This window comes from Streptomyces sp. NPDC026672, assembly GCF_040638185.1.
In the GTDB taxonomy this organism is placed as follows: Bacteria; Actinomycetota; Actinomycetes; order Streptomycetales; family Streptomycetaceae; genus Streptomyces.
Window position 1 is genome coordinate 36603 of sequence record NZ_JBEZXS010000049.1, and the last position, 20977, is coordinate 57579.

The following is a 20977-nucleotide window of genomic DNA, read 5'->3' on the forward strand; positions in this document are numbered from 1 at the left end:
TGGTCCCTCACATCCGGAAGACGCCGAAGCCGCCGCGGGCGCCCTCGTAGGGGGCGGTGTGGACGGCGGACAGGCACAGGCCGAGCACGGTGCGGGTGTCGCGGGGGTCGATGACGCCGTCGTCGTGGAGCCGCCCGGACAGGAACATCGGCAGCGACTCGGACTCGATCTGCTGCTCGACCATGGCGCGCAGCGCGGCGTCCGCGTCCTCGTCGTACGGCTGTCCCTTCGCGGCGGCCGACTGGCGCGCGACGATCGACAGCACGCCGGCGAGCTGCTGGGGACCCATGACGGCGGACTTGGCGCTGGGCCAGGCGAACAGGAAGCGGGGGTCGTAGGCCCGGCCGCACATGCCGTAGTGGCCGGCGCCGTAGGAGGCGCCCATGAGGACGGAGAGGTGGGGGACGCGGCTGTTGCTGACCGCGTTGATCATCATCGCGCCGTGCTTGATGATCCCGCCCTGCTCGTACTCCTTGCCGACCATGTACCCGGTGGTGTTGTGCAGGAACACCAGGGGGATGTCGCGCTGGTTGGCGAGCTGGATGAACTGGGCGGCCTTCTGGGACTCCTCGCTGAACAGCACGCCCTGGGCGTTGGCGAGGACGCCGACGGGATAGCCGTGCAGGGTGGCCCAGCCGGTGACGAGGCTGGTCCCGTACAGCGGCTTGAACTCGTCGAAGTCGGAGGCGTCGACGACCCGGGCGACGACCTCGCGCGGGTCGAAGGGGACCTTGAGGTCGCCGGGGACGATGCCGAGCAGTTCCTCCGGGTCGTGCTTCGGGGGTGCGGCCGGGCCCGGATCGCCGTACGCCTTGCGGTGGTTGAGGCGGGCGACCACGCGCCGGGCCTGGCGCAGCGCGTCGTGCTCGTCGACGGCGAAGTGGTCGGCGAGACCGGAGACGCGGGCGTGCATCTCGGCGCCGCCCAGGGACTCGTCGTCGCTCTCCTCGCCGGTGGCCATCTTCACGAGGGGCGGTCCGCCGAGGAACACCTTGGCGCGTTCCTTGACCATGATCACGTGGTCGGACATGCCGGGGATGTAGGCGCCGCCCGCGGTGGAGTTCCCGAAGACGACGGCGATCGTGGGGATGCCGGCGGCGGAGAGCCGGGTCAGGTCCCGGAAGACGGCGCCGCCGGGGATGAAGATCTCCTTCTGGGAGGGCAGGTCGGCGCCGCCGGACTCGACGAGGCTAATGCAGGGCAGCCGGTTGGCGAGCGCGATGTCGTTGGCGCGCAGGGCCTTCCTGAGGCTCCAGGGGTTGCTGGCGCCGCCGCGCACGGTCGGGTCGTTGGCGGTGATCAGGCACTCGACGCCCTCGACGACGCCGATGCCGGTGACGAGCGCGGCGCCCACGGCGTACTCGCTGCCCCAGGCGGCCAGCGGGGACAGCTCCAGGAAGGGGGTGTCCGGGTCCAGCAGGAGTTCGATGCGTTCGCGGGCGAGCAGCTTGCCGCGTTCGCGGTGGCGCCGGACGTACTTCTCGCCGCCGCCCGCGAGGGCCTTGGCGTGCTCGGCGTCCAGGTCGGCGAGCTTGGTGAGCATGGCCTCGCGGTTGGCCCGGTAGTCCTGGCCCGCGGTGTCCAGGGCGGTGGGAAGGAGCGTCACAGCAGGGCCTCCGGGATGTCCAGGTGACGGGAGCGCAGCCATTCGCCGAGCGCCTTGGCCTGCGGGTCGAAGCGGTGCTGGGCGGCGACGCCCTCGCCGAGGATGCCCTCGACGACGAAGTTGAGGGCCCGCAGTCCGGGCAGTGCGTGCCGGGTGACGGTCAGCTCCCGTGTCTCCGGCAGGAGGTGGCGCAGGCGTTCGACGGTCAGCGTGTGGGCCAGCCACCGCCACGCCTCGTCGGTCCGCACCCAGACGCCGACGTTGGCGTTGCCCCCCTTGTCGCCGCTGCGGGCCCCGGCGATCCGCCCGAGGGGCGCGGAGCGGGTGGGGCCGGGCGGCGGCGGCTCCGGGAGCGGCGGCCCGGGTACGGCGGCGAGGGCGCGGGTGTGCTCCGGCGGGGCGACGGGGACGCGGCGGCCGTCGTGCAGGACGGCCGTGTGGGCGACGGTGTCCTGGGGGACGTACAGGGCCTCGAAGACCCCGTAGGGGGCGCCCTTCCCCGGCGGGGCGAGGACGTGGAAGCCGGGGTAGCCGGCGAGGGCGAGTTCGACGGCGGCCTCGCTCAGGGCGCGGCCCGCCTTCGCCTGGTCGGGGTCGCGCACGACGAGCCGCAGCAGCGCGCTCGCCGTCTCCTCGGTGTCCGCGTCGGGCCGGTCGGTGCGGACCAGGTCCCAGCACACCTCGGCGGGCGGTGACTTGGCGAGCGCGTCGCCCAACTGGTCCCGTACGAACGCGGCCTTGGCCTCGATGTCGAGGCCGGTGAGGACGAAGGCGACCTCGTTGCGGAATCCGCCCAGGCGGTTGACGCCGACCTTGAGGGTGGGCGGCGGGGCCTCGCCGCGCACGCCGTCGATCCGCACCCGGTCGGGTGCCTCCTGGGTGAGCCGCACGGTGTCGAGGCGGGCGGTGACGTCGGGCCCTGCGTAGCGGGCGCCGCCCGTCTCGTACAGGAGCTGCGCGGTGACGGTGCCGGTGTCGACGAGGCCGCCGGTGCCGGGGTGTTTGGTGACGACGCAGGAGCCGTCGGCGTGGATCTCGGCGAGGGGGAAGCCGGGGCGGCGCAGGCGTTCGAGGGGGTGCTCGGTGAAGAAGGCGTAGTTGCCGCCGGTGGCCTGGGTGCCGCACTCCAGTACGTGCCCGGCGGCGACGGCCCCGGCGAGCCGGTCGTGGTCCTCCGGCCCCCAGCCGAAGTGGGCGGCGGCGGGCCCGGTGACGAGGGCCGCGTCGGTCACGCGTCCGGTGACCACGAGGTCGGCGCCCTCGGTCAGGCACCGGGCGATCCCGAATCCGCCGAGGTAGGCGTGAGCGGCGAGGGCGCCGACGGGGAGGGTGGCCGTGAGGTCGTCGCCCTCGACGTGGGCGACGCGCACCGGTATGCCGAGCCGGTCCGCCAACTGCCGTATTCGGGCGGCGAGTCCGGCGGGGTTCAGCCCTCCGGCGTTGGTCACGATCCGCACGCCCCGTTCGTGGGCGAGGCCGAGGCAGTCCTCCAGCTGGCGCAGGAAGGTGCGGGCGTATCCGGCGGAGGGGTCCTTCAGGCGGTCGCGGCCGAGGATCAGCATGGTGAGTTCGGCGAGGTAGTCGCCGGTGAGGACGTCGAGTTCGCCGCCGGTGAGCATCTCGCGGACGGCGTCGAAGCGGTCGCCGTAGAAGCCGGAGGCGTTGCCGACGCGCAGGGGGGCGGTCACGAGGCGGCTCCCCGTGCGGGGCGGCCGGCGCCGGGCGGTCCGGCGAACGCCTGGGCGAGGTCGAGCCAGCGGTCGGCGTCGGGGCCCTCGGCGACCAGGGCCAGGTCGGCGCGGTGGGCGCGCTGGGTGGCGAGGAGGCAGAAGTCGAGCGCGGGGCCGGTGACGCGCTGGGCGGCGTCCTCGGGCCCGTATGTCCACGACTGCCCGTGCGGGCCTGTGAGTTCGACGCGGAAGGGCTCGCCGGGGGCCGGCAGTCCGTGCATGCCGAAGGCGAAGTCGCGGGTGCGGACGCCGAGCCAGGCGATGTGCCGGATGCGGTCGGTGGGCTCCGGCACGGTGCCGAGGGCCGCGGCGACGTCGAGTCCGTGGGCCCAGGTCTCCATCAGCCGGGCGGTGGCCATGGACGCGGTGGACATCGAGGGGCCGTACCAGGGGAGGCGGGTGCCGGGTCCGGCGGCGCGCAGGGCCGTGTCGAGGGCGGTGCGCCCGGCCCGCCAGCGCGCCAGGAGTTCGGCGGGCGTCTGCCGGGCGCCTTCCTCGGCGCCGTCGTCGACGTAGCCGTCGGGCCGGGCGAGGGCCTGGTCGGTCAGCTCCCGGAAGGCGTCATGGTCGGTGACGGCGGCGAGGGAGGAGTGGTCGGTCCAGGCGAGGTGGGCGATCTGGTGGGCCACGGTCCAACCGGGGGCGGGCGTGGGCGTCCTCCAGCGCTCGGGACTCAACTCCGCGACGAGCGCGTCGAGTTGCTCACCTTCGGCACGCAGGTCGTCGAGAACGGGCGTCGGGTCGGCCATGGAGGGGAGCATGGCAGCGCCCCACTAAACAATCAAGCACGCTTGCATGAATCGAAACGACGGGCTTCCGCCACCCCGGCGAGACTCACGCGAGGCCGTCACCGGCCCCGACGGCACGCAGGGCCACAACGAGGGCAGCTCGCCCGCCCCGCCAGCACACCGCACGAATCAAAGCAACAAACGCCCACCACCCCGGGACCGCCCGCACGAGGCGAGCGCCAGACCCATCGACGCGCAGGGCCATGACGAGGACCGCACGCCCGCCCCGCCGACACACCGCACGGATCGAAGCGGCGGACGTTCGCCACCCCGGGACCGTCCGCGCGAGGTGGGTGCCGGACGTGGTGCGCAGGGGCGTGCCGAGGGTCGCCCGCGCGGACCGTCGGGGCGCTTGTGTGGATCGGGGTGGCGGGTCTTTGCCGTCCCGGCGCGGTTCGCGTCCTTACGGTCGGTGTGTCACGGCGCCTCGACGGGGGTCGGTTTTCCTCGGCCCACCTGGGTGCGTACCGCGCCCATGCTGGCGCCTACGACCAGGGCGATCGCCGCCGCCTGGGTGGCGGAGAGGGTCTGGTCGAGGATGAGGAAGCCCGCCGTGGCCGCGATCGCCGGTTCCAGGCTCATCAGGACGGCGAAGGTGGACGCGGGCAGGCGGCGCAGCGCGAGGAGTTCGAGGGTGTAGGGCAGCACCGAGGAGAGCAGGGCGATCGAGGAGCCGAGGGCCAGGGTGGTGGGGTCGAGGAGCCGACCGCCCGCACCGACGACACCGAGCGGCAGGAACAGCAGCGCCGCCACCCCCATGGCGAGCGCCAGCCCGTCGGCCTGCGGGAAGCGCCGTCCGGTGCGGGCGCTGAACAGGATGTACGCCGCCCACATGGCGCCCGCGCCCAGGGCGAAGCCGACACCCACCGGGTCCAGGTCGCCGAAGTCCCCGCCGCCGAGCAGGAAGACGCCCGCGAGGGCCAGCGCCGCCCAGACCGCGTTGACCGCGCGGCGGGAGGCGAGGACGGAGAGGGTGAGCGGGCCCAGCACCTCCAGCGTCACGGCCGGGCCGAGCGGGATGCGGGCCACCGACTCGTAGAAGAGGCCGTTCATCGCGCCCATCGTCATGCCGAAGACGACGACCGTGCCCCAGTCGGCCCGCGAGTGCCCGCGCAACCTCGGCCGGCAGACCACCAGCAGGATCACCGCCGCCGCCAGCAGCCGCAGGCACACCACGCCGAGCGCGCCCGCGCGGGGCATCAGTGTCACGGCGAGCGCCCCGCCGAACTGGACCGAGATCCCGCCGGCCAGCACAAGCCCGACCGGACCGAGCGAACCGAACCGGCCCCCGCCATCCGACGCGGAGCCGGGTACCGGCCGGGCCGGCGCTGCTGCGGGAGACGCTGCGGAGGACGACGAAGTGGCGGCGCTGCGGGTGGTCACGGGCGGTCCAGTGCTCGGGTCGAATGCGTTCATCTCGATGTACTAGCAGGTCCAGGGTAATGGACTCCGACAGGGGTGTGAACCCTTGACGCGACTGACCTCCGTCACCCCTCCAGACCCTGCGCCAACACCTCCGCCAGATGCCGTCCGCGCACCCCGGCCAGCTGCTCCAGCTGGGTGCGGCAGGAGAACCCGTCCGCCAGCACCACCGCGCCCTCGGGAGCCGCGCGCACGGCCGGCAGCAACTGGTCCTCCGCGCAGGCCACCGAGACCCCGTGGTGCCCCTTCGTGAAGCCGAAGTCGCCCGCGAGGCCGCAGCAGCCGCCCACCAGGTCGCCGGTCAGGCCCGCCGCCGCGCGCAGCCGCCGGTCGGGTCCGTCGCCCAGGACGGCGTGCTGGTGGCAGTGGGTCTGCCCGGTGACGGGACGGTCCACCACGGGCGGCCGCCACTCGGGCGCGTACCGCTCCAGGGCCTCCGCGAAGGTGACGACGGCCGCGGCGAGCCGGGCCGCGCGCGGGTCGTCGTGCAGCAGCTCGGGCAGGTCGGAGCGCAGGGCCGCCGCGCAGCTCGGCTCCAGGACGACGACCGGCGCCCCGGCGGCCAGCACCGGTTCCATCAGGTCGAGCGTGCGCCGCAGCACCGCACGGGCCCGGTCCAGCTGCCCGGTGGAGACGTACGTCAGCCCGCAGCAGACCCGCTCCCGGCGGCCGAGCGACCACGGCGGGTCCTTCCGGGCCGAGCGGCCGGCGCCGACCGGCGGCGCCGTGAGGCGCAGCGTCGGCGGCAGCGCCACCGTGAGCCCCGCGGCCTCCAGGACGCGTACGGCGGCCCGTCCGACCGAGGGCGAGAGGTGCTCGGTGAAGGTGTCCGGCCACAGCACGACCAGTTCGCCCGTGGTGGCCGGCCGGTGCCCGCGCCACCAGCGGCTGAACGTCCGCAGGGCCAGGCGCGGCAGCTCCCGCTCGGGCGCGATCCCGCCGAGCCGCTTCGCCGTGCGCGCCAACGGTCCCACGGCGGCGAGGGAGTTGAGCGGCCGGGCGAGCCGCAGCCGGGAGACCCACCGCAGCCATTCGGGCAGCCGCCCCATGACGTGGTGCGCGGCGGGCCGGCGCCGGTCCGCGTAGTGGTGGTGCAGGAACTCCGCCTTGTAGGTGGCCATGTCGACGCCGACCGGGCAGTCGCTGCGGCAGCCCTTGCAGGACAGGCACAGGTCGAGCGCGTCGTGGACCTCGGCCGAGCGCCAGCCGTCCGTGACCAGTTCACCGGCGAGCATCTCGTGCAGCAGCCGGGCCCGGCCGCGCGTGGAGTGCTCCTCCTCGCCGGTCGCCCGGAACGACGGGCACATCACGGACGCGCCGGACACCGTCGTCGTACGGCACTTGGCGACCCCCACGCAGCGGCGCACCGCCGCCGAGAAGTCGCCGCCGTCGGCCGGGTAGCCGAAGGCGACCGGCACGGGCTCGCGGGGCAGGACGGCGAAGCGGAGGTTCGTGTCGAGCGGGGCGGGGCGGACCAGCATCCCCGGGTTGAGCAGGTCGTCCGGGTCCCACACGGCCTTGGCCCGCTCGAACAGGGCCGTCATCGGCTCGCCGTACATCCGCGGCAGCAGTTCGGCGCGCGCCTGGCCGTCGCCGTGCTCCCCGGACAGCGAACCGCCGTGCGCCACGACCAGGTCGGCCAGCTCCTCCGAGAAGCGCCGGAAGCGCGCCGTCCCCGCCCCGGTCAGCAGGTCGAAGTCGATGCGGACGTGGACGCAGCCGTCGCCGAAGTGGCCGTAGGGCGTGCCGTGCAGCCCGTGCGCCGCGAGCAGCCCCCGGAAGTCCCGCAGATACGCGCCGAGCCGGGCCGGCGGCACCGCGCAGTCCTCCCAGCCGGGCCACGCCTCGCTGCCGTCCGGCATCCGGGTGGCCGTGCCGCTCGCGTCCTCGCGGATCCGCCACAGGGCGCGCTGGGCCGCCGGGTCGGTGACCACCGAGGCGTCCACCACATCGGCCGCGCGCACGATCGTCTCCGCCCGCGCCCGCGCCTCGTCGGCCGTGTCCCCGCCGGTCTCCACGAACAGCCAGGCGCCGCCCCGGGGCAGCGCGGCGGCGGACGGCACCAGGTCGGCCGCCATGCCCTCGACCGTGAGCGGCCGGTGCGGCAGCAGCCCGGCGGCGGCGTCCGCGGCGGCGCCCTCGTCGGCGTACCCGAGCACGGCGAGGGCGCGGGCGCGCGGCGCCTCCACGAGCCGTACGACCGCCTCCGTCAGTACGCCGAGCGTGCCCTCGGAGCCGCAGAAGGCGCGGGCGACGTCGCCGCCGCGCTCGGGCAGCAGCGCGTCGAGCGCGTATCCGGAGATACGGCGGGGCAGCTCCGGGAAGCCGGTGCGCAGCAGCGCCAACTCGCCCTCCACCAGCGCCCGCAGCCCCTCCGGCGCCCCCGCCAAGCCCTGTCCCGGCCGCAGCCGCTCACCGCGCGCGGTGAGCACGGACAGCTCGCGCACGCTGTCCGCGGTGGTGCCCCAGGCCACCGAGTGGGAGCCGCAGGAGTTGTTGCCGATCATCCCGCCGAGGGTGCAGCGGCCGTGGGTGGAGGGGTCCGGGCCGAAGCGCAGGCCGTGCGGGGCGGCGGCCTCCTGGAGCCGGTCGAGGACGAGTCCGGGCTGGACGACCGCCGTACGCGTGCCGGGATCGATCTCCAGGAGCCGGTTCATGTGCCGCGTGAAGTCGAGCACCACCCCCGTGCCGGTCGCCTGCCCGGCGATCGACGTCCCGCCGCCCCGCGCCACCACCGGCACGCCGTGTCCGCGGCAGACTTCCAGTACGGCGGCGACGTCGTCGGCGTCCCGCGGCGCGACCACCCCCACCGGAACCCGCCGGTAGTTGGACGCGTCCATGGTCACCAGCGCCCGGGAGGTGACGTCGAACCCGACGTCGCCCCGGACGGCCGCGCGCAGTTCAGCAGCAAGTTCCGGCATACGTCCACTCAACAGCCCACCCACGGTCACCTTCAAACGCCGACCGACATCCAACAGCCCGTCCGGCGATCGAGGACGAGGCCGTTCAGGCCGAAGCGGGGGCCCGGGGGCGGCAGCCCCCGGAACGGTCACACCGACTCCGTCTCACCGGCCGGACCAGGTTTCGCCCGGATTTCCCCCAGCGGCTAGTCTCCCGTCGTGGCTGAGATCCAGATTCCCGACGACATCAAGCCCGCGGACGGCCGGTTCGGCGCGGGTCCCTCCAAGGTGCGGACGGAGGCGCTGGACGCCCTCGCCGCCAGCGGCACGTCCCTGATGGGCACCTCTCACCGCCAGGCCCCCGTCAAGAACCTGGTCGGCCAGGTCCGCGAGGGCATCTCCGACCTGTTCCGGCTTCCCGACGGCTACGAGGTGATCCTCGGCAACGGCGGCTCGACCGCGTTCTGGGACATCGCCACCCACGGCCTGATCGAGAACAAGTCCCAGCACCTCAGCTTCGGCGAGTTCTCCTCGAAGTTCGCCAAGGCCGCGAAGCTCGCCCCCTGGCTGGCCGAGCCCACCGTCATCACCGCCGACCCGGGCTCCCACCCGCAGGCGCGGGCGGAGGAGGGCGTCGACGTGTACGCCTTCACCCACAACGAGACCTCCACTGGTGTCGCCATGCCGATCGAGCGCGTGGCCGGTGCCGACGAGGGCGCGCTGGTCCTGGTGGACGCCACCTCCGGCGCGGGCGGCCTCCCGGTCGACGTCGCCGAGACCGACGTCTACTACTTCGCCCCGCAGAAGTCCTTCGCCTCCGACGGCGGTCTGTGGATCGGCGTCTTCTCCCCGGCCGCCCTGGAGCGCGCCCAGCGCGTCCACGCCTCCGGCCGGCACGTCCCGGAGTTCTTCTCGCTGCCGACGGCAATCGACAACTCGCTCAAGAACCAGACGTACAACACCCCGGCGCTCGCCACGCTGTTCCTGCTGAACCAGCAGCTGGAGTGGCTGAACGGCCAGGGCGGTCTGGACTTCGCCACCTCCCGCACGAAGGACTCCTCGACCCGTCTGTACTCCTGGGCGGAGGAGTCCAAGTACGCCACGCCGTTCGTCACCGACCCGGCCAAGCGCTCGCAGGTCATCGGCACGATCGACTTCTCCGACGAGATCGACGCGGCCGCCGTCGCCAAGGTGCTGCGCGCCAACGGCGTCGTGGACACCGAGCCGTACCGCAAGCTCGGCCGCAACCAGCTGCGCGTCGCGATGTTCCCGGCGATCGACCCGGCGGACGTCGAGGCGCTCACCAAGTGCGTCGACCACGTGATCGAGAAGCTCTGATCCCCCGCGGTCTCCCGTGCACGGCGTGAGGGGCGTCCGGTGGTCACCACCGGACGCCCCTCACTCGTTCGGGTGGAGTCGGCGGTCACTCCCGCCGCCGTAGCCGGCGCAGTCCGAAGAAGGCGAGGGCGACCGCGGCCACGGCGACGGCGCCGCCGATCCCGACCCGCCCGCCCGTGCCGCCGCCGCCAGGTCCGGCCGCCGGGCTCCCGCCCGCGGACGGCGAGCCGGAGGCGTCCCGGCCGCCACCGCCCGGCGCGTCCTCGGCCCGCACGGAGCTGTCGGCGCCCTCGCTGCCGTACAGGAGCCGGGTGCCGTCGGCGGAGAAGCTGACGGACTCCCCCTGGCCCTGCAACGGCACATCGAGCCGCCCCTTGCGCTCGATGCGGCCGCCGTTCCAGTCGTAGGAGATGCCGCCGAAGTAGCCGCGCACGGCGAGCCTGCGGCCGTCGGGCGAGAGGGCGGCGTCCGTGGCCCACAGGTCGACGGGGGCGATGGGCCGGAAGACGTTGGCGCCGGACGTGGACAGCCGCTCCGGTCCCTCGAACAGGTGCCCGCCGTCCTCCTTCTTGTCGATGATGTAGACCCGGCCGGTCTTCGGGTCGACCACGAGGGACTCGGCGTCGCGGGGGCCGTCGGAGTACTTCACGACGTACTGCGTCGCCCTGATCGTCCGGTTCTCCAGGACCTTGGGCTCGGGCAGCCGGTAGATCCACACGTAGGGCCAGGTGCCGCCGAGGTTGTCGCCGATGTCCCCGACGTAGATCTGGTTGTCGGGGCCGATGGAGATGGCCTCGACGTCCCGCGGGGTGCCGACGCCGCTCAGGGTGACGGTGGCGACCGTGGCGCCCGTGGCGCTGTCGACGGCGTAGATGTACGGCCCGTCGTCGCTGTCGTTGTGCGTCCAGTAGATCCCCGGATGCTGCCGGGAGGCGGCCAGGCCGCTGGACTCGGTGATCCTCGGGTCCTTGATGGTGAACCCCTCGTCACCGTCGGCGGCGGAGGCGGGCAGCGCGAGGGCGCCCATGAGCAGAACCCCGGCAAGCAGGGCGACCGGTCGACGCATGCCCCCAAGCCTGCCATCCCGGGCGGGCGTTGGCCGGACGTGGTGGGCCTCACACCCCGTCCGCCGCCGTGATCGTCCATCATGAGCGGATGCTCAGGTTCATGCCCGTCGGTGACTCCATGACGATCGGGAGCGCGGGCGAACACACGTGGCGCTACCGGATGTGGCAGCACCTGTGCGCGACGTACGGGGGCCCGTTCAAGCTGGTCGGCCCGCGCGAGACGCTGTACGACAAGGCCGCCGACGCCCCCGTCTCCTACGAGTACGCCGACCCCGGCTTCCCCCGGGCCCACCTCGCCGGGTGGGGCGAGGGCTGGCTGCACATGGCCCCGCTGATCGGCGAGGCGGTGCGCACCTGCCGCGCCGACGTCCTGCTGGTCTCCCTCGGCCTGATCGACCTCGGCTTCTACACCGACGCGGAGCAGACGGCCGACAACGCCCGCGCGTTCATCACCGGGGCAAGGGCGGCCAACCCGCGGATCGGCATGGTCTTCCTGCCGGTGATCCCCAATGTCCGCGCGACGACCGACGCCCCCTTCGCCGCCCAGGTCGCCCGCTTCAACGAACTGCTGGCGAAGGCGGTCGCGGACCTCGACGAGCCGGCCTCCTCCCTGCTGCTGGCCTCGGTCCCGGAGTCGTACGACGTCCACGCCGACACCTACGACGGCACCCACCCCAACGCGAGCGGCGAACACCTGCTCGCGGAGGCGTTCGCGAGCGCCATGTGGGAGGCCTGGGGAATCGGTCACCCGTACGCGGCCGGAACAAGCTGACCGATTTCCGGCGTCTCCTCGTCACGGTGCGTATCGTTGTACCGCGCGGTCGCACCCGTCCGTGGGGCGGCCGGGGAGGAGCGCCACGATGACCGTCTTGGAAGACAGGATCGAGATGGCCGACGCCGACGCCAACACCGAGCGCTTGGACGAATGGTTCGAGCGCCTTGAGCGGATGCCCGTCCCCGAAGGATTCAGGGTCGAGATCGTCGGGGGCAGCGTCTTCATGACACCGCAGCGGGACACACACTGGGAGATCATTTTCGAGATCGCTCAGGCACTCAGGAACAAGCTCGGAAGGGGGACGAAGGTGTTCTCGGACGTCCGGATCGACTTCCCGGGCCACGAGAACGGCTTCTGCCCGGACGTCGCCATGCTCAGGGAATCGGCGAAGAAGGACGACACGGGCCACTGGCGGTACGAGGACGTCGAGTTCGTCGCCGAGGTCATCTCCAAGGGAACCGCCGCGAACGACTACGGCCCGAAGAAGACCGCCTACGCGGAGGCCGGAGTCCCCCTCTACATCGTCGCCGACCCCTACCAGGGCCGGTGCTTCGTCTACACCGATCCGAAGGACGGCGACTACGAGAACAGGTCGGTGGAGGACTTCGGCACCGACGTCGACCTGACCGGCACCGTGGTCGACCTCGTACTCAGGACCGACGACTTCCCGCGCGACTAGGGCGTGTTTCGGAAGTCCCGCCTGGCCCGCGACGCCTGGCACGCACACTCGCTGCGTTGTCGGAACGCCCAAGTACATCCAGTACGAGGGCGATCCTCCGCCTTGCGATTGCACGCACCAGACGCCGCGGGCCCCGCCCTCCGGGCGGACGGCGCCACTTTCGAAACACGCCCTAGCCGACCGCGCTTGCCTGGAGCGCACTCCAGCGCGTTGGCTTGGTGTCCATGAAGTACACGCAGCTCGGACGCACGGGACTCAAGGTCAGCAGGCTCGTTCTCGGGACCATGAACTTCGGTCCGCAGACCGACGAGGCCGACAGCCACGCCATCATGGACACGGCGCTGGCCGCCGGCATCAACTTCTTCGACACCGCGAACGTATACGGCTGGGGCGAGAACAAGGGCCGTACCGAGGAGATCATCGGCAACTGGTTCGCGAAGGGCGGTGACCGTCGCGACAAGGTCGTCCTCGCCACCAAGGTGCACGGCAACATGGCCGGCGACGGCGCGGCCTGGCCCAACCACGACAAGCTCTCGGCGCTGAACATCCGCCGCGCCGTGGACGCCAGCCTCAAGCGGCTCCAGACGGACTACATCGACCTGTACCAGTTCCACCACATCGACCGCAGCACCCCCTTCGACGAGATCTGGCAGGCGATCGACGTCCTGGTCCAGCAGGGCAAGATCCTCTACGCCGGCTCCTCCAACTTCCCCGGCTACAAGATCGCCCAGGCCAACGAGATCGCGGCCCGCCGCGGCGGCACCATCGGCCTCGTCAGCGAGCAGTGCCTCTACAACCTGGCCGAGCGCCGCGCCGAGATGGAGGTGATCCCGGCCGCGCAGGACTACGGCCTCGGTGTCATCCCCTGGTCCCCGCTCCACGGCGGTCTGCTCGGCGGTGTGATCAAGAAGGAGGTCCAGGGCGGGCGCCGCGCCTCCGGCCGGGCCGCCGACACCCTCGCCGACCCCACCGCCCGCGCGCAGATCCAGGCGTACGAGGACCTGCTCGGCAAGCACGGCGTGGAGCCCGGCGAAGCCGCGCTGGCCTGGCTGCTGACCCGGCCCGGCGTGACCGGCCCGATCGTGGGTCCGCGCACCGCCGAACAGCTGGAGTCCGCGCTGCGGGCCGTCGAGCTGGAGCTGAGCGAGGAGCTGCTGGCCGGCCTGGACGAGGTCTTCCCGGGCCCGGGCCCCTCCCCCGAGGCGTTCGCCTGGTAGGACCGCGCCGACGGTGACGGCGGCGGCCGGGCTACCTTCCGACCGCCGCCGCGATCGCGACGACGACGAACAACAGCACGAGCGCACCGGCCATGATCCGGTTCCGGGTTTTCGGGTCCACGCGTCGAGCCTAACGGGCCCCGCCGAGCGCCCAGCGGGCGACCGTCTCGTACCGGGGCTGCTCACCGGGCGTCCCGGACCCCGGCAGGTTGCTGCGCACCAGCGCGAGGTCGGCGACGGTCCAGGTGCGGCCGGTGAAGTCGGCCAGGGCCGTGACGTACGGCCGGACGTCCACCGCGTCCCGGGCGCGCGCCACCGTGAGGTGGGCCCGGTAGCGCCGGTGCTCCCCCATCGGCACGCCCGCCTTCCGGGCCGCCGCCTCCGCCCGGTCCGCGAGCAGCCCCAGGGTGTCCAGGTCGCCCTCGGCACCCGCCCACAGGGCCCGGCCGTGCCCGAACTGCCCGCCGCCGCCGACCGCGAGCGGGAAGGGGGCGGTGCGGTGCGCCGCGCGGGCCAGCCGCTCCGACAGCTCGGGCAGGAGCGCGTCGTCGACCTCGCCGTAGAAGGCGAGCGTGAAGTGCCAGCCGGGCCGGCCGGTCCAGCGCAGCCCGTCGGCCCCGGGAAGCTTCTTCAACTCGTCCACCTCGACGGCGAGTTCACCCACCACGTCGTGGGGCGGCAGCACGGCGGCGAAGAGTCTCATGCGCCCACCTTCCCAGGTCCGCGGGCCGGCCGTGGTGCCGGTCAGACGGCGGTCGCCAGGCGTTCGTGTTCGCGGGGCACGAAGCGGACCGTCGGATGGCCGCGGTACCAGCCCACCGACACCCGCAGTCCGCCGACCCTGACGAGGACCAGACCGACGACGGCGGCCGCGGCGGCGGAGACGGCACCGCCGAGGACGAAGCCGACCTGGGGTCCCCAGGCGTCGGTGACCCAGCCGACGATCGGCGCGCCCAGCGGCGTACCGCCCATGAAGACCATCATGAACAGCGACATCACCCGGCCGCGCATGGCGGGGTCGGTGGTCATCTGCACCGAGGTGTTCGCGGTGACGTTGGTGGTCATGCCGCAGATGCCTATGGGCACCATGAGCAGCGCGAACAGCCAGTACGACGGGGCGAACGCGGTCACGACCTCCAGCGCGCCGAAGGCCACCGCCGCCGCGATCAGCACCCGCAGCCGTGCCGTGCCGCGCCGGGCGGCGAGCAGGGCGCCGATGAGGGAGCCGACCGCCATCATCGTGTTGAAGAGGCTGTACGCGCCGGCGCCGGCGTGGAAGACGTCGTCCGCGTACGCCGACAGCCACACCGCGAAGTTGAAGCCGAAGGTGCCGATGAAGCCGACGAGGACGATCGGCCAGATCAGATCGGGCCGGCCGGCGACGTACCGCAGTCCCTCGCGCAACTGACCCTTGCCACGCGGCGCCCGGTCGACGACGTGCAGCTCACGGGCGCGCATCAGCAGCAGCCCGGTGATGGGGGCGACGAAGGACAGGCCGTTGAACAGGAACGCCCAGCCGGTGCCCACGCCGGTGATCAGCACACCGGCGACGGCGGGGCCGACGAGGCGGGCGGACTGGAAGTTCGCGGAGTTCAGGCTGACCGCGTTCTGGAGCTGGGCGGGGCCGACCATCTCGGAGACGAAGGACTGCCGGGCCGGGTTGTCGACCACCGTGGCGAGGCCCGTCGCGAAGGCGGCGACGTAGACGTGCCACACCTGGACGTGACCGGTCAGGGTGAGCGCGGCGAGCAGCAGTCCGGTGACGGCCATCGCGGTCTGCGTGACGAGCAGGGTGGGGCGCTTGGGGAGGCGGTCGACGAGGACTCCGCCGTAGAGGCCGAACAGCAGCATCGGCAGGAACTGGAGCGCCGTCGTGACGCCGACGGCGGTGGAGGAGCCGGTGAGGCTGAGGACCAGCCAGTCCTGGGCGATGCGCTGCATCCACGTGCCGGTGTTGGAGACGACCTGGCCCGCGAAGAAGAGGCGGTAGTTGCGGATCCTCAGGGAGCTGAACATCGAGGACCTGCGGGGAATCGGGGGGGTAGGAGTGATCGGGGGGGTAGGAGTACCAGGTGCGGGGGCGGAAGCTGCTCCGGATCCCGAACTCAAAGGGTTCGCCTCCTCTTTCTCTTTCTGTCTTTCCGTTGCTCACGGGCCCTCGGGGCGCAGGGCGCCCCAGGACCCGCTCGCTGCGCGAAACGCGCGGGTGGTTCGTGGGGGGGGTGGTGCTACAGGTGGGCCAGCTTCTCCAGGACCGGGGCGGCGGCGCGGAGCTTCGCCCACTCGTCCTCGTCGAGGCCGTCGACCAGGCCGGCCAGGAACGCGTTGCGCCGGCGGCGGCTCTCCTCGAGCATCGTCTCGGCCTGTTCGGTCCTGGTGACGACCTTCTGGCGCCGGTCCTCGGGGTGCGGCTCCAGCCGGACCAGGCCCTTGGCCTCCAGCAGCGCCACGATGCGGGTCATCGAGGGGGGCTGGACGTGCTCCTTGCGGGCCAGCTCCCCCGGGGTGGCCTGTCCGCAGTTGGACAGGGTGCCCAGCACCGACATCTCGGTGGGGCTCAGCGACTCGTCGACCCGCTGGTGCTTGAGCCGACGGGAGAGCCGCATCACGGCGGAGCGGAGGGCGTTCACGGCGGCGGCGTCGTCGCCATGGGTGAGGTCCGGCATGTTCCTTAGCGTAACTCATTACTCTCGCTAAAGACCAATGCGGACACGCCGGATGCCCGTGAGTCCGGACACTGAACCCTTTCGTCACCCGTACGAGTGAGTCGTATCCGGAAAGTGACACCCTGGACGGTGAGATGTGGCGACCCTCGTACGCATGGGGACCAGTGTGCTCAGCCTGCGGATAGATGGGGAGCTGCTCGAACGGCTCCGGCACCACGCGGCGAAAAGGGGAATGAGCGTCCAGGACTACGTGGTCCGGACGCTCATTCGGGACGACTTCGACGAGCGGTTCCACACCGCCGTCGAGGAGACGGAGAAGTTCTACGGGGTCACGTGAGCACGGCTCACGTCAGACCCAGCGCGGGCATCAGGTAGTAGAAGGCGAAGACCGCCGAGACGACGTACATCGGCACGGGGACCTCCCGGCCGCGGCCGGCCGCCAGGCGCAGCACCACGAAGGTGATGAAGCCCATGCCGATGCCGTTGGTGATCGAGTAGGTGAACGGCATCATCACCATCGTGACGAAGGCCGGCATCGCCAGGGTGTAGTCGCTCCAGTCGATCTCCTTGACCGAGCCGGCCAGGATCAGGAAGCCGACCGCGATCAGCGCGGGGGTCGCCGCCTGGGACGGGACCATGGTGGCGACGGGCGTCAGGAACAGCGCGACGGCGAACAGGGCGCCCGTGACGACGTTGGCGAAGCCCGTGCGGGCCCCCTCGCCCACACCGGCCGTCGACTCGACGAAGCAGGTGGTGGCCGAGGAGGAGCTGACGCCGCCGGCCGCGACGGCGATGCCGTCGACGAAGAGCACCTTGTTGATGCCGGGCATCTGGCCCTCGGCGTCGGTCAGCCTGGCCTCGTCGCTGACGCCCATGATCGTGCCCATGGCGTCGAAGAAGCAGGACAGCAGGACCGTGAAGACGAACAGGATGCCGGTCAGGACGCCGACCTTGCCGAAGCCGCCGAAGAGGCTGACCTTGCCGATCAGCCCGAAGTCCGGGGTGGAGAAGGGGTTGCCGGGCCACTTCGGGGTGGTGAGGCCCCAGGACGGGACCTTGGCGACCGCGTCGACGATCACCGCGAGCACGGTCATCGTCACGATCGAGATGAGGATGGCGCCGGAGACCTTGCGCATGATCAGGGCGAGGGTCAGCAGGGTGCCCAGGACGAAGACGAGAACCGGCCAGCCGACCAGGTGACCGTCGACACCGAGCTGGAGCGGGACGGTGGTCTGGGCGACGTCCGGGATGCGGGTGACGAAGCCCGAGTCCACGAGGCCGATCAGCATGATGAACAGGCCGATGCCGATGGAGATCGCCTTGCGCAGGGAGTACGGCACCGCGTTCATGACCCGCTCGCGCAGACCCGTCGCGACGAGCAGCATCACGATCAGGCCGGCCAGGACGACCATGCCCATCGCGTCCGGCCACGCCATGCGGGGGGCAAGCTGGAGCGCGACGACCGAGTTCACGCCGAGGCCCGCGGCCAGGGCGATCGGGACGTTGCCGATGACGCCCATCAGGAGGGTCGTGAAGGCGGCGGTCACGGCGGTGGCCGTGACCAGCTGCCCGTTGTCGAGCTGGTGCCCGTACATGTCCTTGGCGCTGCCGAGGATGATCGGGTTGAGCACGATGATGTAGGCCATCGCGAAGAACGTGGCGAAACCGCCACGGATCTCCCGGGGCAGGGTGCTGCCCCGCTCGGAGATCCTGAAGAAACGGTCGAGCGCGCCGACGGGGGGCGTGCCGCCCGGCTGCTCCGGGACGGGGACCTTGGCGGGTGCCGAGGTGGACATGCGGGACCTCATCACCAACGGATCCCCCGGGCGCCGTTGGAGTTTCATACGAACGGAAGTGGCCAAAGACAAACGGCTTCAGTATGAACACATGAAGGGCGGTTCGCTATCTCCGCGCGTAGATCCGGGTGTCAGCACAGGGGCGCGGGGGCCGGTGAGGGCGGGCTGGGGGCCTCGTAAGCTGTGCGCATGACGAAGTGGACCCCCAAGCACGAGGCGCCGGAGCCCCTGGAGGGGCCTGTGGTCGCCACCATCACCGGCGGCACGATCGTGTGGTTCGTCCTCTTCGTGGCACAGCTCCCGTTCTACGGCTGGTTCTCCGACCACGGCCACACCTGGTGGCTGTGGACCTGTCTGGCCGGCGGCGGCCTGGGCCTGCTGGGCATCTGGTACGTCCGCCGCCGTGACGAGGCGATCAGGCGAGCGGCGGCTTCCGGACTCCCGTCGCCGGAATGAAATGACGGGGGTTCGGCGGGTGAGGGCTCAAATCCGCACGTACCGTCGAATGCATGACCCATCTCGACGCCGGCGCCGGACTCGACCCCGTGCACCCGGCCCCCGTGCCGTCGACCCCCGCCGCCGGCCTGACCACCGCCGAGGTCGCGGAGCGGGTCGCCCGGGGCGACGTCAACGACGTCCCGGTCCGCTCCAGCCGCGGTCTCGCCGAGATCGTCCGCGCCAACGTCTTCACCCGCTTCAACGCGATCATCGGCGTCCTCTGGCTGGTCATGCTGTTCGTCGCGCCCATCCAGGACAGCCTGTTCGGCTTCGTGATCCTCGCCAACACCGGCATCGGCATCGTCCAGGAGTGGCGCGCGAAGCAGACCCTCGACTCGCTCGCGGTGATCGGCGAGGCCCATCCCACCGTCAGACGCGACGGCACCGCCGTACAGGTCGCCACCCATGAGATCGTCCTCGCGGACCTCCTGGAGATCGGCCCCGGCGACAAGGCCGTCGTGGACGGCGTCTGCGCCGAGGCCGACGGTCTGGAGATCGACGAGTCCCTGCTCACCGGCGAGGCCGACCCCGTCGTCAAACGCCCCGGCGACCCCGTGCTGTCCGGCAGCTTCGTCGTCGCGGGCTCCGGCGCCTTCACCGCCACCCGGGTCGGCCGCGAGGCGTACGCCGCCCAGCTCGCCGAGGAGGCGTCCCGCTTCACCCTGGTCCACTCCGAGCTGCGCACCGGCATCTCGACCATCCTGAAGTACGTGACCTGGATGATGGTCCCGGCCGCGATCGGCCTGGTGATCACCCAGCTCGTGGTCAAGAACGACAACCTCAAGGACGCCGTCGCCCGCACGGTCGGCGGCATCGTGCCGATGGTCCCGGAGGGCCTGGTGCTGCTGACCTCGGTCGCCTTCGCGATCGGCGTGATCCGGCTGGGCCGCAAGCAGTGCCTCGTCCAGGAGCTCCCCGCGATCGAGGGGCTGGCCCGCGTCGACACGGTCTGCCTGGACAAGACGGGCACCCTCACCGAGGGCGGCATGGACGTCACCGAGCTGCGGCCGCTCAACGGGAGCGACGAGTCGTACGTACGGCAGGTGCTCGGCGCGCTCGGCGAGTCGGACCCGCGCCCCAACGCCTCCCTCCAGGCCGTCATCGACGCCTACCCGGACAGCGAGGAGTGGCGCTGCGTCGAGTCGCTGCCGTTCTCCTCCGCGCGCAAGTACAGCGGCGCCACCTTCAGCGAGGGCGACGGCGAGACCAGCACCTGGCTGCTCGGCGCCCCGGACGTGCTGCTCGGCGACGGGGACGCGGCCCTGGCCGAGACCGAGCGCCTCAACGAGCGGGGCCTGCGCGTGCTGCTGCTGGCCCGCTCCGCGCGCGACCTGGACGACACCGAGCCGGCGCGGGGCGCCCGGCCCGCCGCCCTCGTCGTCCTGGAGCAGCGGCTGCGCGCCGACGCCGCCGACACCCTGCGCTACTTCGCCGAGCAGAACGTCCGCGCGAAGGTCATCTCCGGTGACAACGCGGTGTCCGTCGGCGCGGTCGCCGCGAAGCTGGGGCTCAGCGGTACGACGGTGGACGCGCGGCGGCTGCCCTCCGACCGGGACGGGATGGCGGACGCGTTGGACGGGGGCACGGTCTTCGGCCGGGTCACCCCGCAGCAGAAGCGGGACATGGTCGGCGCGCTCCAGTCGCACGGGCACACGGTCGCGATGACCGGGGACGGTGTGAACGACGTGCTGGCCCTCAAGGACGCCGACATCGGCGTCGCGATGGGCTCGGGGTCGGAGGCGACCCGGGCGGTGGCGCAGATCGTGCTGCTCGACAACAGCTTCGCCGCCCTGCCCTCGGTGGTGGCGGAGGGGCGCCGGGTCATCGGGAACATCACCCGGGTGGCCACGCTGTTCCTGGTCAAGACCGTGTACTCGGTGCTGCTGGCCGTGCTGGTGGTGTGCTGGCAGGTCGAGTACCCGTTCCTGCCGCGGCATCTGACCCTGCTGTCCACGCTCACCATCGGCATCCCGGCGTTCTTCCTCGCGCTCGCGCCCAACAAGGAGCGGGCGAGACCGCACTTCGTACGGCGGGTGATGCGGTACTCGATCCCGGGCGGGGTGGTGGCCGGCGTCGCGACGTTCGTGACGTACCTGGCGGCCCGGCACTACTACACCGGACCCGGCGCGCTGGACGCGGAGACCAGCGCGGCCACGCTGACGCTGTTCCTGATCTCGATGTGGGTCCTGGCGATCGTCGCCCGGCCCTACACCTGGTGGCGGGTGGCGCTGGTGGCCGCGATGGGGGTGGCGTTCCTGTTCGTGCTGATGGTGCCGGCGCTTCAGGGCTTCTTCGCGCTGAAACTGGTGGGCGTCACCATGCCGTGGACGGCGGTGGCCGTCGCGGCGGTGGCGGCGGTCGCCCTGGAACTGCTCTGGAAGTGGGTCGACCGCCGCTTCCCCGCCTAGGGCGTGTTTCGAAAGTCCCGCCTGGCCCGCGACGCCTGGCACGCACACTCGCCGCGTTGTCGGAACGCCCAAGTACATCCAGTACGA

17 protein-coding genes are annotated in these 20977 nt (G+C 72.3%); 7 read left to right on the plus strand and 10 right to left on the minus strand.

Annotated features, from left to right (window positions below):
- Positions 1–7: 7 nt before the first annotated feature.
- The 5 genes from AB0F77_RS36600 to AB0F77_RS36620 form a co-directional block, all read right to left on the minus strand.
- Positions 8–1606 carry a carboxyl transferase domain-containing protein gene (locus AB0F77_RS36600; RefSeq protein WP_361956947.1) on the minus strand — a complete coding sequence of 533 codons (1599 nt, stop codon included), beginning with the start codon at positions 1604–1606 and terminating at the stop codon, positions 8–10.
- Positions 1603–3294, minus strand: coding sequence for an acyclic terpene utilization AtuA family protein (locus AB0F77_RS36605; RefSeq protein ID WP_361956950.1), 1692 nt, complete (start codon positions 3292–3294; stop codon positions 1603–1605). Before AB0F77_RS36605 ends, AB0F77_RS36600 begins: the two co-directional genes overlap by 4 nt.
- Positions 3291–4085: a TIGR03084 family metal-binding protein gene (locus tag AB0F77_RS36610; protein ID WP_361956953.1), complete on the minus strand. Its 795-nt coding sequence runs from the start codon at positions 4083–4085 to the stop codon at positions 3291–3293. The genes AB0F77_RS36605 and AB0F77_RS36610 overlap by 4 nt, the downstream gene beginning before the upstream one ends.
- 456 nt (positions 4086–4541) lie before the next feature.
- Positions 4542–5507, minus strand: a complete 966-nt coding sequence (locus AB0F77_RS36615) for an EamA family transporter (RefSeq protein ID WP_361956956.1) — start codon at positions 5505–5507, stop codon at positions 4542–4544.
- A gap of 104 nt (positions 5508–5611) precedes the next feature.
- The gene (locus AB0F77_RS36620; protein ID WP_361956959.1) at positions 5612–8467 is read right to left on the minus strand and encodes an FAD-binding and (Fe-S)-binding domain-containing protein; all 2856 of its coding nucleotides are present in this window, start codon (positions 8465–8467) and stop codon (positions 5612–5614) included.
- A gap of 198 nt (positions 8468–8665) precedes the next feature.
- Between AB0F77_RS36620 and serC the strand changes: the two genes are divergently transcribed.
- Entirely contained in the window at positions 8666–9784 is a 1119-nt protein-coding gene (serC, locus tag AB0F77_RS36625) for a phosphoserine transaminase (protein WP_361956962.1), read from the plus strand.
- Positions 9785–9869: 85 nt separating this feature from the next.
- Here the strand turns inward: serC and AB0F77_RS36630 are convergent, their stop codons facing one another.
- Entirely contained in the window at positions 9870–10850 is a 981-nt protein-coding gene (locus AB0F77_RS36630; RefSeq protein ID WP_361956965.1) for a WD40 repeat domain-containing protein, read from the minus strand.
- Positions 10851–10939: 89 nt separating this feature from the next.
- On the opposite strand from AB0F77_RS36630, the gene AB0F77_RS36635 reads away from it, so the two are divergent.
- The 3 genes from AB0F77_RS36635 to AB0F77_RS36645 all read left to right on the plus strand — a co-directional run bounded on the left by AB0F77_RS36635 (position 10940) and on the right by AB0F77_RS36645 (position 13522).
- Positions 10940–11623, plus strand: coding sequence for an SGNH/GDSL hydrolase family protein (locus tag AB0F77_RS36635; RefSeq protein ID WP_361956968.1), 684 nt, complete (start codon positions 10940–10942; stop codon positions 11621–11623).
- Between the two features lie 88 nt (positions 11624–11711).
- Positions 11712–12305, plus strand: a complete 594-nt coding sequence (locus AB0F77_RS36640; protein ID WP_361956971.1) for a Uma2 family endonuclease — start codon at positions 11712–11714, stop codon at positions 12303–12305.
- A 224-nt stretch (positions 12306–12529) separates the two neighbouring features.
- A complete protein-coding gene (locus AB0F77_RS36645; protein WP_361956974.1) occupies positions 12530–13522 on the plus strand; it encodes an aldo/keto reductase in 993 nt (330 codons plus the stop codon).
- A 130-nt stretch (positions 13523–13652) separates the two neighbouring features.
- On the opposite strand, the gene thpR is transcribed toward AB0F77_RS36645, so the two are convergent.
- From thpR to AB0F77_RS36660, 3 genes are all read right to left on the minus strand, one after another.
- On the minus strand, positions 13653–14225 hold the full coding sequence (thpR, locus tag AB0F77_RS36650) for an RNA 2',3'-cyclic phosphodiesterase (RefSeq protein ID WP_361956977.1): 573 nt from the start codon (positions 14223–14225) through the stop codon (positions 13653–13655).
- Between the two features lie 41 nt (positions 14226–14266).
- A complete protein-coding gene (locus AB0F77_RS36655) occupies positions 14267–15538 on the minus strand; it encodes an MFS transporter (RefSeq protein ID WP_361956981.1) in 1272 nt (423 codons plus the stop codon).
- A gap of 212 nt (positions 15539–15750) precedes the next feature.
- The gene (locus AB0F77_RS36660) at positions 15751–16188 is read right to left on the minus strand and encodes a MarR family transcriptional regulator (protein WP_361956984.1); all 438 of its coding nucleotides are present in this window, start codon (positions 16186–16188) and stop codon (positions 15751–15753) included.
- Between the two features lie 154 nt (positions 16189–16342).
- Between AB0F77_RS36660 and AB0F77_RS36665 the strand changes: the two genes are divergently transcribed.
- Entirely contained in the window at positions 16343–16525 is a 183-nt protein-coding gene (locus tag AB0F77_RS36665; protein ID WP_361956987.1) for a ribbon-helix-helix protein, CopG family, read from the plus strand.
- 7 nt (positions 16526–16532) lie between these two features.
- Here the strand turns inward: AB0F77_RS36665 and AB0F77_RS36670 are convergent, their stop codons facing one another.
- Positions 16533–17984 carry an NCS2 family permease gene (locus tag AB0F77_RS36670; protein WP_361956990.1) on the minus strand — a complete coding sequence of 484 codons (1452 nt, stop codon included), beginning with the start codon at positions 17982–17984 and terminating at the stop codon, positions 16533–16535.
- Positions 17985–18173: 189 nt separating this feature from the next.
- Between AB0F77_RS36670 and AB0F77_RS36675 the strand changes: the two genes are divergently transcribed.
- Both AB0F77_RS36675 and AB0F77_RS36680 read left to right on the plus strand, forming a co-directional pair.
- Positions 18174–18440, plus strand: a complete 267-nt coding sequence (locus tag AB0F77_RS36675; RefSeq protein ID WP_361956993.1) for a DUF2530 domain-containing protein — start codon at positions 18174–18176, stop codon at positions 18438–18440.
- Positions 18441–18493: 53 nt separating this feature from the next.
- Complete coding sequence (locus AB0F77_RS36680; protein ID WP_361956996.1) at positions 18494–20890, plus strand: HAD-IC family P-type ATPase; 2397 nt, start codon at positions 18494–18496, stop codon at positions 20888–20890.
- The last annotated feature ends 87 nt before the right edge of the window (positions 20891–20977 follow it).

What these genes read in the sequence shown, in the direction of transcription:
- AB0F77_RS36610 (WP_361956953.1), bottom strand. Translation starts at nt 4,085, where the DNA reads ATGGCCGACCCGACGCCCGTTCTCGACGACCTGCGTGCCGAAGGTGAG.
- AB0F77_RS36620 (WP_361956959.1), bottom strand. Translation starts at nt 8,467, where the DNA reads ATGCCGGAACTTGCTGCTGAACTGCGCGCGGCCGTCCGGGGCGACGTC.
- AB0F77_RS36630 (WP_361956965.1), bottom strand. Translation starts at nt 10,850, where the DNA reads ATGCGTCGACCGGTCGCCCTGCTTGCCGGGGTTCTGCTCATGGGCGCC.
- AB0F77_RS36635 (WP_361956968.1), top strand. Translation starts at nt 10,940, where the DNA reads ATGCTCAGGTTCATGCCCGTCGGTGACTCCATGACGATCGGGAGCGCG.
- AB0F77_RS36640 (WP_361956971.1), top strand. Translation starts at nt 11,712, where the DNA reads ATGACCGTCTTGGAAGACAGGATCGAGATGGCCGACGCCGACGCCAAC.
- AB0F77_RS36645 (WP_361956974.1), top strand. Translation starts at nt 12,530, where the DNA reads ATGAAGTACACGCAGCTCGGACGCACGGGACTCAAGGTCAGCAGGCTC.
- thpR (WP_361956977.1), bottom strand. Translation starts at nt 14,225, where the DNA reads ATGAGACTCTTCGCCGCCGTGCTGCCGCCCCACGACGTGGTGGGTGAA.
- AB0F77_RS36655 (WP_361956981.1), bottom strand. Translation starts at nt 15,538, where the DNA reads ATGTTCAGCTCCCTGAGGATCCGCAACTACCGCCTCTTCTTCGCGGGC.
- AB0F77_RS36660 (WP_361956984.1), bottom strand. Translation starts at nt 16,188, where the DNA reads ATGCCGGACCTCACCCATGGCGACGACGCCGCCGCCGTGAACGCCCTC.
- AB0F77_RS36665 (WP_361956987.1), top strand. Translation starts at nt 16,343, where the DNA reads ATGGGGACCAGTGTGCTCAGCCTGCGGATAGATGGGGAGCTGCTCGAA.
- AB0F77_RS36670 (WP_361956990.1), bottom strand. Translation starts at nt 17,984, where the DNA reads ATGTCCACCTCGGCACCCGCCAAGGTCCCCGTCCCGGAGCAGCCGGGC.
- AB0F77_RS36675 (WP_361956993.1), top strand. Translation starts at nt 18,174, where the DNA reads ATGACGAAGTGGACCCCCAAGCACGAGGCGCCGGAGCCCCTGGAGGGG.
- AB0F77_RS36680 (WP_361956996.1), top strand. Translation starts at nt 18,494, where the DNA reads ATGACCCATCTCGACGCCGGCGCCGGACTCGACCCCGTGCACCCGGCC.